Source organism: Mesorhizobium sp. B2-3-14, from assembly GCF_006442175.1.
GTDB lineage: Bacteria > Pseudomonadota > Alphaproteobacteria > Rhizobiales > Rhizobiaceae > Mesorhizobium > Mesorhizobium australicum.
In genome coordinates, this window is record NZ_VFVP01000003.1 from 451,620 (window position 1) to 465,564 (window position 13,945).

Genomic DNA, 13,945 nt, shown 5'->3' on the forward strand with positions numbered 1-13,945 from the left:
CGGGATTTGGCTTACCAGCGGGTCTGTTCGCCGGGCGCCGCGGGCTCGATAGCCAGCGCGTGAACGCCCGCCTTCAACTCGTCGGCCAGCAGTTCGTTGACGGCGCGGTGGCGCTCAACGCGGCTCATGCCAACGAAATTCGCCGAGACGATGCGGACACGGAAATGTGTCTCGCCGGTACCATCGAACTCAGCGTGGTGACCGGATTCCACATGATGATGGCCGGCGTGGAGATGGCTTTCGTTGAGGATGACCAGCCGCTCGGGCGAAAATGCCTTGTTGAGCTTGTCTTCCATGGTCGCTTGTATGGACATCGTCTTCTCCCTTCACCACATATGGTCGGCGCGCCGCCATGAAAACCCGAAACAGGTTTCGCCGGGCCGCTGGTGCGCAACAAAATCGGTCATCCGCCTGCTTTAAGCCGCGATTCAGCGGTTAGGGCGATCATCGCGAAAATGTCAATTCTTGTTTCGCATCTGCGAACGCCCCATAAATGGGTGAGATGAAGCCGTATCCCAAATATTTCGAGAAGATTCGCGTCCGCCCCGACAAGGACGCGGAGGTGAAGGCGCACGCGCCGATCTGCCAGTGGGATGGCTGCAAGGAGGCGGGCACGCATCGCGCGCCGGTCGGCCGCATGAAGGAGGGCGAGTATTTCCGCTTCTGCTTCGACCATGTGCGTGAGTACAACAAGGGCTTCAACTACTTCTCCGGCGTGCCGGACACCGAGGTGGCGCGCTTCCAGAAGGAAGCGATGACCGGCCACCGGCCGACCTGGAAAATGGGCGTCAACGGCGCCTCGACGCGTTCCTCGCCCGACATGGCGCAGATGCGCTCCGGCCGCGCAGGCTATTACAACCGCATGCGCGACCCATTCGACCTGTTCAAGGGACCGAAGGATCCGCGCGAGGCGCGTGAGCGCAAGGCCAAGCCGCTTGAGGCCAAGGCGCTGGAAACGCTTGGCCTTGATACAAAGGCGACTGGCAAGGACATCAAGGCGCGCTATAAGGAACTGGTGAAGCGTCACCATCCGGATGCGAATGGCGGCGACAGAGGTTCGGAAGACCGGTTCCGCGATGTGCTTCAGGCCTATCGCGTGCTCAAACAGGCGGGCCTGTGCTGAGCGACCCTATGGTTCGTGTCGTTTTCCAACTTTCATAAGGTTGGAAAAGGCTCTAAGACCGCCCCCGAACAAAATGGATTGCCGGCGAAACGCGACGTTTCGCCCGTGGAGACGTTGAGAGATATGAACAAGGTCGATCGCGACATCGCCAACCTGCCCGACGCGACGGTGTCGGTGAAGGAGAAATTCGGTTTCGAGTCCAAGATGGTGGTGCCAGCGTACTCGGTCACCAGCGAGCATGTGCCCGATGTCGATCCCGATTATCTGTTCGACAAGGCGACGACCTTGGCGATCCTCGCCGGCTTTGCCTACAACCGCCGCGTCATGGTGTCGGGCTATCACGGCACCGGCAAGTCGACCCATATCGAACAGGTCGCCGCCCGCCTCAACTGGCCTTGCGTGCGCGTCAATCTCGACAGCCATGTCAGCCGTATCGATCTTGTCGGCAAGGACGCGATCGTGGTCAAGGACGGCCTGCAGATCACCGAATTTCGCGACGGCATCCTGCCTTGGGCCTACCAGCACAATGTCGCGCTTTGCTTCGACGAGTATGACGCCGGCCGTCCGGACGTGATGTTCGTCATCCAGCGCGTGCTGGAATCGTCCGGCCGCCTGACGCTGCTCGACCAGAGCCGGGTCATCCGCCCGCATCCGGCGTTCCGGCTGTTTTCGACCGCAAATACGGTTGGTCTGGGCGACACCACCGGCCTTTATCACGGCACCCAGCAGATCAACCAGGCGCAGATGGACCGCTGGTCGATCGTTACCACGTTGAACTATCTGCCGCACGACAATGAAGTGAACATCGTGCTGGCCAAGGCCAAGCATTATCGCGACACCAAGGGCAAGGACATCGTCAACAAGATGGTGCGCGTCGCCGACATGACGCGCTCGGCCTTCATCAATGGCGACCTGTCGACGGTGATGAGCCCGCGTACCGTCATCACCTGGGCCGAGAATGCCGAGATCTTCGGCGATGTCGGCATGGCGTTCCGGCTGACCTTCCTCAACAAGTGCGACGAGCTGGAGCGTTCGGTGGTTGCCGAGTTCTACCAGCGCGCCTTCGGCCAGGATCTGCCCGAGAGCGCGGCCAATGTGGTGCTGGGCTAAGCAGAGCCTCGATGGCGGGTCCGGGCGACAATACGCGCAACAAGTCCAAGACGGGGTCTGAAGCCGACAGCTTCAAGCGCGCCGTCACCGTCTGCATGCGCGCCATTGCCGGCGACAAGGAAATGGAAGTCGGCTTCGCCAAGGACAGGCCGGCGCTGGCGGGCAGCCGTGCGCGGCTGCCCGAACTGCCCAAGAAGGCATCGAAGTCCGACATCGCGATTACCCGCGGGCTCGGCGATTCCATGGCGTTGAAGCGCGCCTGCCATGATGTGCGCATCCACAGCAGACTGGCGCCGGAAGGCAAGGCCGCCCGTGCCATCTACGACGCGGTCGAACAGGCCCGCGTCGAGGCGATCGGCAGCCGCGCCATGCAGGGCGTCGCCGACAATATCGGCTCGATGCTGGAGGACAAATACACCAAGGCCAACCTCGTCGACGTCAAGGACAAGGCCGACGCGCCCATCGAGGAGGCGCTGGCGCTGATGGTGCGCGAAAAGCTGACCGGCCGGCCGGTGCCGAAGAGCGGCGAGCGGCTGGTCGAACTCTGGCGGCCCTGGGTCGAGGAGAAGGCAAAGGCCGATCTCGACGGCCTGTCGGAAAAGCTCGAGGACCAGCAGGCCTTCGCCCGCGTCGTGCGCGAGATGCTTGCCTCCATGGAAATGGCCGAGGAACTCGGCGACGACCAGGAGACCGAAGATTCCGAGGACAATGACGACAACCAGCCGCAAGGCGAGGAACAGAGCGAGGAGGGCGGCGAAGACGATTCCGGCTCCGAGCAGTCCCAGTCCGAGGACGCCGAGGCATCGGCCGACGACGAGCAGGCGGCCGAGACCGAAGCCTCCGATGCCACCGCCGACGATCTGTCCGATGATGACGATGCCGATGCCGAGACGCCCGGCGAGGCTAGGCGCAACGACAATCCCTTTACCAATCTGCCGAAGGAAATCGACTACAAGGTTTACACGTCAGCTTTCGACGAGACGGTCGGCGCGGAGGAGCTCTGCGAAGAGGAAGAACTCGACCGGCTGCGCGCTTTCCTCGACAAGCAACTTGCCAATCTGTCGGGCGTGGTCGGACGGCTCGCCAACCGGCTGCAGCGCCGGCTGATGGCGCAGCAGAACCGGTCCTGGGATTTCGACCTGGAAGAGGGCTATCTCGACCCGGCGCGGCTGGTGCGCGTCGTCATCGATCCGATGCAGCCGTTGTCGTTCAAGCAGGAGCGCGACACTAAGTTCCGCGACACGGTGGTGACGCTGGTGCTCGACAATTCCGGCTCGATGCGTGGCCGGCCGATCACGGTCGCCGCCACCTGTGCCGACATTCTGGCGCGCACGCTGGAGCGCTGCGGCGTCTCGGTCGAGATCCTCGGCTTCACCACGCGGGCCTGGAAGGGCGGACAGGCGCGCGAGAAGTGGCTGAAGGACGGCAAGCCGCCGAACCCCGGCCGCCTCAACGATCTGCGTCATATCATCTACAAATCCGCCGATCATCCATGGCGGCGGGCACGCCGCAACCTTGGCCTGATGATGCGTGAAGGCCTGCTCAAGGAGAATATCGACGGCGAGGCGCTGCTGTGGGCCCACAACCGGCTGATTGCCCGGCCCGAACAGCGCAAGATCCTGATGATGATCTCGGACGGCGCGCCGGTCGACGATTCCACGCTGTCGGTCAATCCGGGCAATTATCTCGAGCGGCATCTGCGCGCCGTCATCGAATTGATCGAGACGCGCTCACCGGTCGAGCTGCTGGCCATCGGCATAGGCCATGACGTCACGCGCTACTACAGGCGCGCCGTCACCATCGTCGATGCCGAGGAACTGGCCGGCGCCATGACCGAGCAGCTGGCTTCGCTGTTTGCCGAGGAAAGCGCGAAGGATACGCGTCGCGGCGGCATGCGGCGCGCCGGATGATCTTTTCGCGAGGCGGGTTTAGGCAAACGCTTTTCGCCGCCATCGTCCTGCTCGCCGGTGTGGCTCCGGCAGGTTCGGCCGGCTCGGCTCCAGTCGAACCTGTCGCCGTCTCGGCACGCCCGATCACCGAATTCCACATTGGCCGCGCCGACAAGCAATTCGGTCCGCTCGAATTCGTCGGTGGGCTGGAAATGACCTCGCCATCGCGCGATTTCGGCGCGTTGTCGGCCTTTCGGTTTCTGAAAGCCGGCAGCGATTTCATCGGTGTTGCCGATACCGGTTACTGGTTCTTCGGCACTGTGACCCGCGATGCCGACAGGCGCCCCGTGGGCATCCAGAATTTTCGCATGCAGCAGATGGCCGACCAGGGCGGGCAGCCGATCGACGAAAAATGGGAAGTCGACGCCGAAGGCCTCGCGGTCAAGGACGGCATTGCCACCGTCGGTTTCGAGCGCAACCACCGTGTCTCCCAGTTCAGGATCGACCCGGACAACATGAAGGCGCCATTCAGGCAGCTGGATTTCCTGGTGCCGGCGTGGGAGCTGCGGCAGAACCGCGGCTTCGAGACAGTCACCCATTCAAATGCCAATGGTCAGCATGAAGGCGGCCTGGTCGTGGTCTCGGAGAAGAGCCTCGACAAATCAGGCAACATCTACGCCGCCATTATCGAAGGCCCGCATAGGGGCGTCTTCACTGTCAAGCGCAACGACGATTTCGACATCACCGACGGCGCCTTCCTACCGGATGGCGACCTCTTGCTGCTGGAGCGCAGTTTCACCATGGCGGGCGGCCTCAAGATGCGGCTGCGGCGCATTTATGGAGAGAGCGTCGAGAAGGGCGCCGTCGCCGACGGGCCGGTGCTGCTGCAAGCCGACATGAGCTACCAGATCGACAATATGGAAGGGCTCGATGTCTGGAGCCGGGATGACGGCGCGTTGATGGTGTCGCTGATCTCCGACGACAACCACTCGATCCTGCAGCGCAATCTGTATCTGGAATTCATTCTGCACCAGGATTGAGGGGCAGCCCCTTCGCGACGCTCATTGGCGATGTTTTTATGCGTCGGCCATTTCCGAGAATCCTGCCCTGACAAGCCAGGGGTTGCGCGGAGCTCGACAAGTCCAGACAGGTCCAAACACCGCTGCTGACGGCTCTGGTCTGGACCGCTAGCTGTTGGTGGCGATCCAGATGACATGGCGCGCGCCGCGCTTGCCGTTGGCGCGCGTGTTGACTTCCTCGACAGCGAAACCTGCCTGTTTCAACCGCCGCGTGAAGCCGGCATCCGGCCCTTGCGACCATACGGCCAGGACTCCGCCCGGTCTTAGGGCGGTGCGTGCGGCGGCGAGGCCAGCCACGCTGTAGAGCGCGTCATTGCCCTTGTGGACGATGCCTTCGGGGCCATTGTCGACGTCGAGCAGGATCGCGTCCCAGGCAATGGGTGCGGACCGTATGAGCTGGCCGACATCGGTTTCGTGGATGGTGACGCGGGGATCATCGAGCGAGCCGGCAAAAATCTCGGCCATCGGGCCGCGCGCCCAGGCGACGACGGCCGGCACCAGTTCCGCGACGACGATCTCGGCATTGTCGCCCAATTCGGCGAGGGCAGCGCGCAGCGTAAAACCCATGCCGAGCCCCCCGATCAGGATTCTCCGCCGACGATGACCCGCAATCCTCTGGCAGCACAGTTTTGCCAGCGCTTCCTCGGAGCCGCTCAGCCGGCTGTTCATCAGCTCGTTGGTACCGAGCATGATCGAGAATTCAGAACCGCGCTGTTTCAGCCGCAGTTCCTGCTGGTCATCAGGCGTTTTCGCGGAGTCCAGCTGGATCCAGGGAATCACGGCTAGGCCGCAGCGGCGGCCGGCTGGCTCCAGCGGGCGGCGAGCAGCCGGTAAGGGATCAGAGCCACGACAGCGATGATCAGTTTCACGCTGAGGTCGCCGAGCGCCCAGGACACCCAGCGCATGGCGTCGACATGAAACACGCCCATCAATGGGGCGCTCTCCAGCGCAAACCCGTCGCTTGGGCCGACGAAGGCAAAGGCGGCTGAAAAGGCGACGCCGAAGAACACGAGGGTGTCGAACACCGATCCGACCAGCGTGCCGACGATCGGCGCCCGCCACCAGCTCTGCCGGCGCAAACGGTTGAACACGGTCACATCGAGCAATTGCGCGGACAGGAACGCCGCTCCGGAAGCCGCCGCGATGCGCACCAGCCGGTCGGCTGATGTCTCGAATTCGATCAGGCCATGGCGGAACAGGAAGGGCGGGACGAGGATCGAGCAGACCACCGCCGTCATGAAGCCGACAAAGACGATCCGGCGCGCCACGGCAGGCCCGTAACGGCGGTTGGCGAGGTCCGTGACCAGGAAAGAGAAGGGATAGGTGAAAGCGCCCCAGGTCAAAACGTCGGCGAGCGACAGGCCGCCGATGTTTCCCTGCATGGGAAACTGCACGAGGATGTTCGATGCCACGACGACAAGCGCCATGGCAGCCACGAAAGGCAGGTACCGCGAGAAAGAAGACATTTTTTTATCCTGGGTAATGGAACCAGCGGAGCATCATGCCGAGGCAGCGCTCGCTTCGTAATTGAGCATCGGAGTGTCGAACCTTGCGGATCTATCCGATGCTCAGCGGCCAGCAAGGAGGTTGGCCAGGCGGTCGTCCCCCGCCTTTATCTGGATGTTACGCAGCGACCTGCTCGGCAAGCTTCTTGGCGATCTGCTTCTTCAAGAGACGCGCGCGCTGCGACAGTTCCTTGACGTCGGCCTTGGCCAGGAAGGCATCGAGGCCGCCGCGATGTTCGACCGAACGCAGCGCGTTGGCCGAGATGCGCAGGCGTACATTCTGGTTCAGCGCTTCCGAAATGAGCGTCACATTGACGAGGTTCGGCAGGAAGCGACGCTTGGTCTTGTTGTTGGCGTGGCTCACATTGTTGCCGGTCTGGACTGCCTTGGCAGTGAGTTCGCAGGTGCGGGACATGGTTCTAACCTTCAGTTCTCTCGGGGCCTGCCAAACCTTTGTACCCGCGCCGGGTGGCGCGCGGTTCTGGTCAGGCGGCCTTATGGAAAAGTTGGCGTTCCATAGTTGCATTTCACCGGGTCGTCAAGCTCCGGCTTCCGCACGGAAGCGCCCGGCTTTTCATATTAAGGCCGGATTTCACCGTATAAGCGGTCTCATAGGGACACGCCAGACCGGAGTCGCCCGCCTCCGGCCGAAACCAAGGATCCGATCCCGCCATGCCTCGTTCGTCTCACGCGCTTGTTGCCGCGCTTGTCATCGCCTTGCCGACCGCTGCGTCCGCTGCCTCGCCGCAGTCGTTCAAGGGCGAATACACGGTGTCGTTCCTTGGTCTCTCGATCGCCAGATCGACCTTTTCCAGCCATTATGAGAACGGTGCCTACGCGATCGAAGGCAGTGTCTCGGCGGCGGGTCTGGCCAAGCTGTTCGACGACACGCGGGGCACGATCTCGTCAAAAGGCACGATTTCGGGCCAGAAAATGGTGCCGCAGGCGTTTCGGGCCGACTACACTTCCGGCAAGAAGGCGTCTTCGATCGACATTCGCTTTAGCAATGGCAACGTGACCTCGACGCGGGTGATCCCCGCTCCGGGCAAGCGCGATCCCAAGGCCTGGGTGCCGCTCGGCGCCGGCGACCTGGCATCGGTGCTCGATCCGATGGCGGCGACCGTCATCCATGCCGACAGCCTCGACCAGGTCTGTGGCCGCAAGGTCAAGTTCTACGATGGTGAGATGCGCGCCGACCTGACGCTGACCTACGCCTCGAAAGGAACGATCTCGGTGCCGGGCTACAAGGGCGACACCGTCACCTGCCAGATGGGTTTCGAGCCGGTGGCGGGCTATCGCAAGGGCCGCAAGGCGCTCAATTATCTCAAGAACAAAAGCCGCATGATGGTGACGTTTGCACCGCTCGGCCAAACCGGCGTATATGCGCCGATCCACGCCACGGTCGGAACGCAGATCGGCACCTTGACCATCAGCGCCAGACGGTTCGAAGCGGTACAATAAGGCACGCCACCGGGACAGAACGGGCGCGCCACTGGAGACAAAATGGGGCGCGCGACACTGATCGGCTTTTCGGCGGTCGCCATGTGGGCATTGCTGGCGTTGCTGACGGATGCGTCCGGCAAGGTGCCGCCATTCCTGTTGTCGGCCATCACCTTCTCGATCGGCACAGGCGTAGGGTTTGTCGCGCGACTGTTCATGCCGGCCACCGACAGGAGCCAAAAGATCCCTCCTCAGGTCTGGGTGATCGGCATTGCCGGCCTCTTCGGCTACCACTTCTTCTACTTCACCGCGCTGCGCAACGCGCCGGCGGTCGAGGCGAGCCTGATTGCCTATCTCTGGCCGTTGCTGATCGTGCTGGGCTCGGCGCTGATGCCGGGCGAGAAGCTGGCCTGGAACCATGTCGTCGGCGCGCTGCTCGGCCTTGCCGGCACTGTGCTGATCGTCACCAAGGGCGGCGGCCTGGCCTTCGATGCGCGCTACGCCTTCGGTTACGCCATGGCCGCCGTCTGCGCCCTGCTATGGTCGTCCTATTCCTTGCTGTCACGACGTTTCCCGTCGGTGCCGACCAGCATCGTCACCTGGTTCTGCGCGGCAACCGCCGTGCTGTCGCTCGTCTGCCACCTGGCGCTGGAACAAACGGTTCTGCCTGACGGCGCCGGCCAGTGGCTGGCCGTGCTCGGGCTCGGCCTGATGCCGGTGGGCGCGGCCTTTTATGCCTGGGACATCGGTGTCAAGCGCGGCAATATCCAGGTGCTGGGTGCCGCGAGCTACGCGGCGCCGCTGCTGTCGACGCTGGTGCTGATCGCGGCCGGCGTCGCCGAACCGTCGCTGCGCATTCTGGCCGCCTGTGTGCTCATCACCGGCGGCGCGGCGCTAGCGGCAAAATCGCTGTTCCTGCGCAAGCCGGCTACGGAGAGCAGAGCCGAGACATCCGAAGGCGGAGCCAAGGCATGACGATGCCGTTTGCCGGGGGCATCGACGGCAACGCCAATGCGACGCTGATCTTTTCGCTGGTGGCCGCGGTGATCTATGGCTTCACGCTTGGCACGCCGCCGACGCTGGCCCGCTCGGCGGCAAAGACACTTGCCGTCGCGATGCTCGCCGTACTTGCCGCAATACAAGGCGGGCCGCTGCTGCTGGTCGCCGCCCTTGCGCTGAGCGCCATTGGCGATGCCTTCTTGTCGCGCGACGGCGAAAAAGCCTTTCTGGGTGGGCTGGCCAGTTTTCTCGTCGCCCACATCGTTTATGTCGCGTTGTTGCTGCGCAGCGGTGCCGGATTGGAGTTGCTTGGCGCCGAGCCCTGGCGCGGCGCGATCGCGCTGGCCATGGCGGTGTTCGCGATCGTCATGCTGGCCGCGCTTTGGCGCCGCGTTGGTCCCGGCTTGCGTATACCGATCGCCGTCTATGTCGTGGCGATCCTGGCGATGGGCATGTCGGCGCTAACGACAAGCAACGTCTGGGTGATCGGTGGCGCCGTGCTGTTCATGGCATCGGACGGGCTGCTCGCCATGGAGAAATTTTTAGTGGCGGCCGTCTCGCAGCATCGCGCCTGGATGCGTTTCACCGTGTGGGTTTTGTACTATGCCGCCCAACTGGCGGTCACGCTGGGATTCCTGCTGGGTTAAATCGGCTTCGGCTGCCAGCCCGGCTCGGCCAGTTCGAAGGCGGCGAAATCAAAACCCGGCGCCACCGTGCAGCCAACCAGCGTCCATTCGCCCAGTGTACGCGCCGATTGCCACCAGCCCGCCGGCACGACGATCTGCGGCCGTTCACCCGCCGCGAGCTCGATGCCGAGAACCTGCTCGATAATGGCGCCGCCTTCTTCCCACATCGACAATGCCAATGGCGCGCCGGCATAAAAGTGCCAAAGCTCGGCGGCATCCCTGACCCGATGCCAGGCCGAAACCTGATGCTGTTCCAGCAGGAAATAGATGGCGGTCGAATGGCCGCGCGCACCACCGGCTCCGTCGCGAAAGGTTTCCGCGTACCAGCCGCCTTCCGGATGCGGCTTCAGGGCGAGCGTTGCTATGATTTCCGCGGAACTGGTCATCGGCAGAAAGCTGGCATCAGAAATTGTCCTTGCGCTTGCGGATTTCGGCGAAGACCTCGGCATCCCCGGCCTTTTCCATGCCGAGATGCTTGCGGATTGCCGGATCGTGCCAGCGCAGGAAGGGATTGGTCGACAGTTCCTCGCCGATCGTCGTCGGCAGCGTCGGCTTGTTGTCGACCCGCAGCGCCTCGATCCGCGCGGCGCGCTCCTTCAACGCCGAATTGCTGGGGTCGACGCTCAGCGCGAAACGGGCATTGGCGAGCGTGTATTCGTGGCCGCAATAGATTGTCGTCTCGGCGGGAAGGGCCGCGAGCTTCCGCAGCGATTCGTACATCACCGGCGGCTTGCATTCGAACAGCCGTCCACAACCCAGCGCAAACAACGTATCCGCGGTGAACGCCACTTTCGACAACGGCAGATGGTAGGAGACATGGCCAGCGGTATGCCCGGGCGTGGCGATCACTTCGATGCGCTCATGGCCGAGATGCAGGACGGAGCCTTCTTCGACGGTTTCATCGATGCCGGGGATCTTGGCCTTTTCCGCCTCCGGGCCGACGATGCGCAGCTTGAAGCGCTCCTTGAGCGCCAGATTGGCCTCGACGTGATCCATATGATGGTGCGTGGTCAGGATCATCGTCGGCGTCCAGCCGGTGCGCTTGATCGCGGCCAGGATCGGCGCTTCCTCGGGCGCGTCGATAATCGCGGTCTGGCCGCTTTCGGGGTCATGCACCAGCACGCCGAAATTGTCGGTGCGGCACATGAACTGTTCGATTTCGACCGGCATCGCATTTCTCCATTTGCCGCCGCAGACATAGGGCGCCGCTGCGTGAATGTCATCCCGGATGAGAAAGCGAATGTCATCCCGGATGGCGAGCAAAGCGAATGTTATCGTGGGATGTCAAATTGACATCCGCCGTGCCGGCCGCTTTGGCCTTTTGTTGAATCCGGCTGACATCACGGCTACATCCCTGACATGCATTCCGACATCGTCGACCTTCGTTCCTTCTATTCGACAACGCTCGGCCGGTTCGCCGAGCGCTCGATCACCATGGCGCTGTCGTCGATATGGGCCGCGGTGCCCAATGAGCGGCTGGTCGGCCTGGGCTATACCTTGCCCTGGCTGGAACGCTTCGGCACCGACGCCGAGCGGGTCTTCGCCTTCATGCCGGCGACCCAGGGCGCCGTGGTCTGGCCGGCGGCCGGGCCAACGGCGACGGCCCTGGTGTTCGACGAGGAACTGCCACTGGTCGATTCCTGCATCGACCGCATGCTGCTCGTCCATTCGCTCGAACACGTCGAAAACCCGCGTGAAACGCTGAACGAGATCTGGCGGGTGCTGTCGCCGGCCGGGCGCGTCGTCATCGTCGTGCCAAACCGGCGCGGTGTCTGGGCGCGCTTCGAACATACGCCGTTCGGCAATGGGCGGCCCTTCTCACGCGGGCAGCTCACCGAATTGCTGCGTGAGGCGAATTTCACGCCCGCCGCCTGGTCGGATGCGCTGTTCTTCCCGCCATCGCGGCGGCGTTTCATGATGCGCTTCCACAATGTGCTGGAGCGCGCCGGCCGGAGGCTGTGGCCGATCTTTTCCGGCGTCATTGTCGTCGAAGCGCAGAAACGGCTCTATCAAGGCGTGCCGGTGGCCCAGCGTGCGTCCCGCCGCGTCTTCGTGCCGGTGCTGTCGCCGCATGGCGCGACACGGCTCGGCCGGCGGGCCGAGGCAAGGGGTGTGGCATCGCCCCGGCAAGTGACACCTTCGTGATCGCGATGGAAACTTGCATCGCGCCGCGTCTTTCCGACCTATCTGTCGTGCTGGGCTCGCGGAGTGGTTGAGGGGCTGCCGCCGTCGGCTCCCTTCATCCGGTTTCAGCTTCGCTACTGAACGCAAGGACCTCGGCCATGGCTGATCAATTGGACAATCAGGCCACCATTCAGCCGGTCGCCGTCGCCAGCAGCCTGCGCGATCAGGTGGCGACGATCAAGCGGGCGCTGATCGGATCGCCGGTTCGCAAGTGGTTGCTGTGGACGTCGCTCGGCATCATGGGCGTCATTATCGCGACGTCGATCGGCCAGGTCTTGCTCAACCGCTGGAACCAGCCCTTCTACGATGCCCTCGCGCGCCGCGACATGGCGGCCTTCCTGCATCAGCTGATGGTCTTTGCCATGATCGCCGGCGGACTGCTGGTGCTCAATATCGGCCAGACCTGGCTCAACCAGATGATCCGGCTGAAGTTGCGCGAGGCGCTGACGCTGGACCTGATCGACCAATGGATGCGGCCGGCGCGCGCCTTCCGGCTGGCCAATGCCGGCGCCATCGGCGTCAATCCCGACCAGCGCATGCAACAGGATGCCGCGCATCTCTCGGACCTGTCGACCGATCTTGGTGTCGGCCTGCTGCAGTCGTTCATCCTGCTCGTGTCCTTTGTCGGTGTGCTGTGGGAACTGTCTTCGGGCTTCGTCTTCCACGTCAACGGCTGGTCGCTGGCGATACCGGGCTACATGGTTTGGGCCGCGTTCCTCTATGCCGGTACCGCCTCGTGGCTGAGCTGGCTGGTCGGGCGGCCGCTCATCAGCCTCAACAGCGACCGCTATACGCGCGAAGCGGAGCTGCGCTCCTCGATGGTGCGCGTCAACGAGAATGTCGATGCCATCGCGCTGTACCGTGGGGAGGATGACGCCAAGCGACGGCTGCAACTCGACCTCGGCACGGTGCTGGGCGCCATGCGGCGCATCTACACCGCCCAGATCAATCTGTCCTGGGTAACCGATACTTATGGCTGGATCACGGTCGTGGCGCCGATCCTGGTCGCCTCGCCGGTCTATTTCGCGGGGGATATCAGCTTTGGCGGGCTGATGATGGCGGTCGGGGCCTTCAACCAGGTCCACTCCTCCCTGCGTTGGTTCATCAACAACATCGGCAGCATTGCCGACTGGCGCGCCACGCTGATGCGTGTCGCCGACTTCCGCATCGCGCTCGATGAAACCGATGTGCTGCACGACAAGGAGAAGCGCATCGAATTCGCCGACAACGCCAATGGCAACCTGACGTTCGAGAAGCTTCAGGTGGCATCGCCGGACGGATGCACCAAGCTCGCCGACCAGCATGTCGAAATCCATGCCGGCGAGCGCGTCATGATCACCGGTGAACCGGGCGCCGGCAAGACGCTGTTCTTCCGCGCCATTGCCGGGCTGTGGCCGTGGGGCAGCGGGCGGATCGGCCTGCCGGCGGGGGAAACCATCATCTTCGTGCCGCGTGTGCCCTATTTGCCAGCCGGCACGCTGCGCGAGGTCCTCAATCACCCGAACGGGCATGCGCCGGCGAACGACGCCGACATTTCAGCGGTGCTTGCCGAGGTCGGTCTTGGACGGCTGTCGTCGTCGCTCGACCGCGTCGGACGCTGGGACCATGAGTTGGGCGATGACGAACAGCGATTGCTTGGCGTGGCCAGGCTCGCCTTGCGACAGCCAAAATGGGTGATCATCGACGAAGCCATGGATGCGTTCGACGGACCCTCGCTGCGGCGCGTGCTGTCGCTGCTGGAGAAGCGCCTGCCCGGCGCCGCGATCATCAACATCGGGCGCGGCCAGCACAACAATCAGTTCTTCCCGCGTTCCCTGACGATCGTTAAGGATTCCGACGCGCCCGCGCTGAAACCTGCCCACGTCAGGGCGGGTGCCATCGAGCCGCCGCCAGCCGCGGCAAGCCTCCACCACAGGAAGTAGCAGTTTTT

Annotated in this window: 15 protein-coding genes; 9 read left to right on the forward strand and 6 right to left on the reverse strand. The window is 63.4% G+C overall.

What is annotated here, in order from left to right; all coding sequences use genetic code 11:
• Positions 1 to 11 precede the first annotated feature (11 nt).
• Positions 12 to 314, reverse strand: coding sequence for a BolA family protein (locus tag FJ950_RS11050; RefSeq protein ID WP_015315504.1), 303 nt, complete (start codon positions 312 to 314; stop codon positions 12 to 14).
• Between the two features lie 179 nt (positions 315 to 493).
• Between FJ950_RS11050 and FJ950_RS11055 the strand changes: the two genes are divergently transcribed.
• The 4 genes from FJ950_RS11055 to FJ950_RS11070 all read left to right on the forward strand — a co-directional run bounded on the left by FJ950_RS11055 (position 494) and on the right by FJ950_RS11070 (position 5,162).
• Positions 494 to 1,123 (forward strand): J domain-containing protein, encoded by a 630-nt coding sequence (locus FJ950_RS11055; protein WP_032922426.1) that lies wholly within the window; start codon positions 494 to 496, stop codon positions 1,121 to 1,123.
• Between the two features lie 123 nt (positions 1,124 to 1,246).
• The gene (gene cobS, locus FJ950_RS11060; protein WP_140616804.1) at positions 1,247 to 2,233 is read left to right on the forward strand and encodes a cobaltochelatase subunit CobS; all 987 of its coding nucleotides are present in this window, start codon (positions 1,247 to 1,249) and stop codon (positions 2,231 to 2,233) included.
• An 11-nt stretch (positions 2,234 to 2,244) separates the two neighbouring features.
• The gene (gene cobT / locus FJ950_RS11065; RefSeq protein WP_140616805.1) at positions 2,245 to 4,143 is read left to right on the forward strand and encodes a cobaltochelatase subunit CobT; all 1,899 of its coding nucleotides are present in this window, start codon (positions 2,245 to 2,247) and stop codon (positions 4,141 to 4,143) included.
• Positions 4,140 to 5,162 (forward strand): esterase-like activity of phytase family protein, encoded by a 1,023-nt coding sequence (locus FJ950_RS11070; protein ID WP_140616806.1) that lies wholly within the window; start codon positions 4,140 to 4,142, stop codon positions 5,160 to 5,162. The genes cobT and FJ950_RS11070 overlap by 4 nt, the downstream gene beginning before the upstream one ends.
• A gap of 147 nt (positions 5,163 to 5,309) precedes the next feature.
• Here FJ950_RS11070 and FJ950_RS11075 read toward each other — a convergent pair whose 3' ends face one another.
• The 3 genes from FJ950_RS11075 to rpmB form a co-directional block, all read right to left on the reverse strand.
• On the reverse strand, positions 5,310 to 5,981 hold the full coding sequence (locus FJ950_RS11075; protein WP_015315509.1) for a spermidine synthase: 672 nt from the start codon (positions 5,979 to 5,981) through the stop codon (positions 5,310 to 5,312).
• Between the two features lie 2 nt (positions 5,982 to 5,983).
• Positions 5,984 to 6,667 (reverse strand): queuosine precursor transporter, encoded by a 684-nt coding sequence (locus FJ950_RS11080; RefSeq protein ID WP_140616807.1) that lies wholly within the window; start codon positions 6,665 to 6,667, stop codon positions 5,984 to 5,986.
• 157 nt (positions 6,668 to 6,824) lie between these two features.
• Positions 6,825 to 7,121, reverse strand: a complete 297-nt coding sequence (gene rpmB / locus FJ950_RS11085) for a 50S ribosomal protein L28 (protein ID WP_010911765.1) — start codon at positions 7,119 to 7,121, stop codon at positions 6,825 to 6,827.
• 257 nt (positions 7,122 to 7,378) lie between these two features.
• On the opposite strand from rpmB, the gene FJ950_RS11090 reads away from it, so the two are divergent.
• The 3 genes from FJ950_RS11090 to FJ950_RS11100 are packed head-to-tail and all read left to right on the forward strand — an operon-like array spanning position 7,379 to position 9,792.
• On the forward strand, positions 7,379 to 8,167 hold the full coding sequence (locus FJ950_RS11090; RefSeq protein WP_015315511.1) for a DUF3108 domain-containing protein: 789 nt from the start codon (positions 7,379 to 7,381) through the stop codon (positions 8,165 to 8,167).
• A gap of 42 nt (positions 8,168 to 8,209) precedes the next feature.
• Complete coding sequence (locus FJ950_RS11095; protein WP_140616808.1) at positions 8,210 to 9,121, forward strand: EamA family transporter; 912 nt, start codon at positions 8,210 to 8,212, stop codon at positions 9,119 to 9,121.
• Positions 9,118 to 9,792 (forward strand): lysoplasmalogenase family protein, encoded by a 675-nt coding sequence (locus FJ950_RS11100; protein WP_140616809.1) that lies wholly within the window; start codon positions 9,118 to 9,120, stop codon positions 9,790 to 9,792. The genes FJ950_RS11095 and FJ950_RS11100 overlap by 4 nt, the downstream gene beginning before the upstream one ends.
• Here the strand turns inward: FJ950_RS11100 and FJ950_RS11105 are convergent.
• Together FJ950_RS11105 and gloB are read right to left on the reverse strand one after the other, a co-directional pair.
• Positions 9,789 to 10,217 carry a cupin domain-containing protein gene (locus tag FJ950_RS11105; RefSeq protein WP_140616810.1) on the reverse strand — a complete coding sequence of 143 codons (429 nt, stop codon included), beginning with the start codon at positions 10,215 to 10,217 and terminating at the stop codon, positions 9,789 to 9,791. The two genes, FJ950_RS11100 and FJ950_RS11105, sit on opposite strands and share 4 nt — an antisense overlap.
• 16 nt (positions 10,218 to 10,233) lie before the next feature.
• On the reverse strand, positions 10,234 to 11,001 hold the full coding sequence (gloB, locus tag FJ950_RS11110) for a hydroxyacylglutathione hydrolase (protein ID WP_140616811.1): 768 nt from the start codon (positions 10,999 to 11,001) through the stop codon (positions 10,234 to 10,236).
• Positions 11,002 to 11,190: 189 nt separating this feature from the next.
• On the opposite strand from gloB, the gene FJ950_RS11115 reads away from it, so the two are divergent.
• Both FJ950_RS11115 and FJ950_RS11120 read left to right on the forward strand, forming a co-directional pair.
• Positions 11,191 to 11,976 carry a methyltransferase domain-containing protein gene (locus FJ950_RS11115; RefSeq protein WP_015315516.1) on the forward strand — a complete coding sequence of 262 codons (786 nt, stop codon included), beginning with the start codon at positions 11,191 to 11,193 and terminating at the stop codon, positions 11,974 to 11,976.
• A 137-nt stretch (positions 11,977 to 12,113) separates the two neighbouring features.
• Entirely contained in the window at positions 12,114 to 13,937 is a 1,824-nt protein-coding gene (locus FJ950_RS11120; RefSeq protein WP_140616812.1) for an ABC transporter ATP-binding protein/permease, read from the forward strand.
• Positions 13,938 to 13,945: the final 8 nt, after the last annotated feature.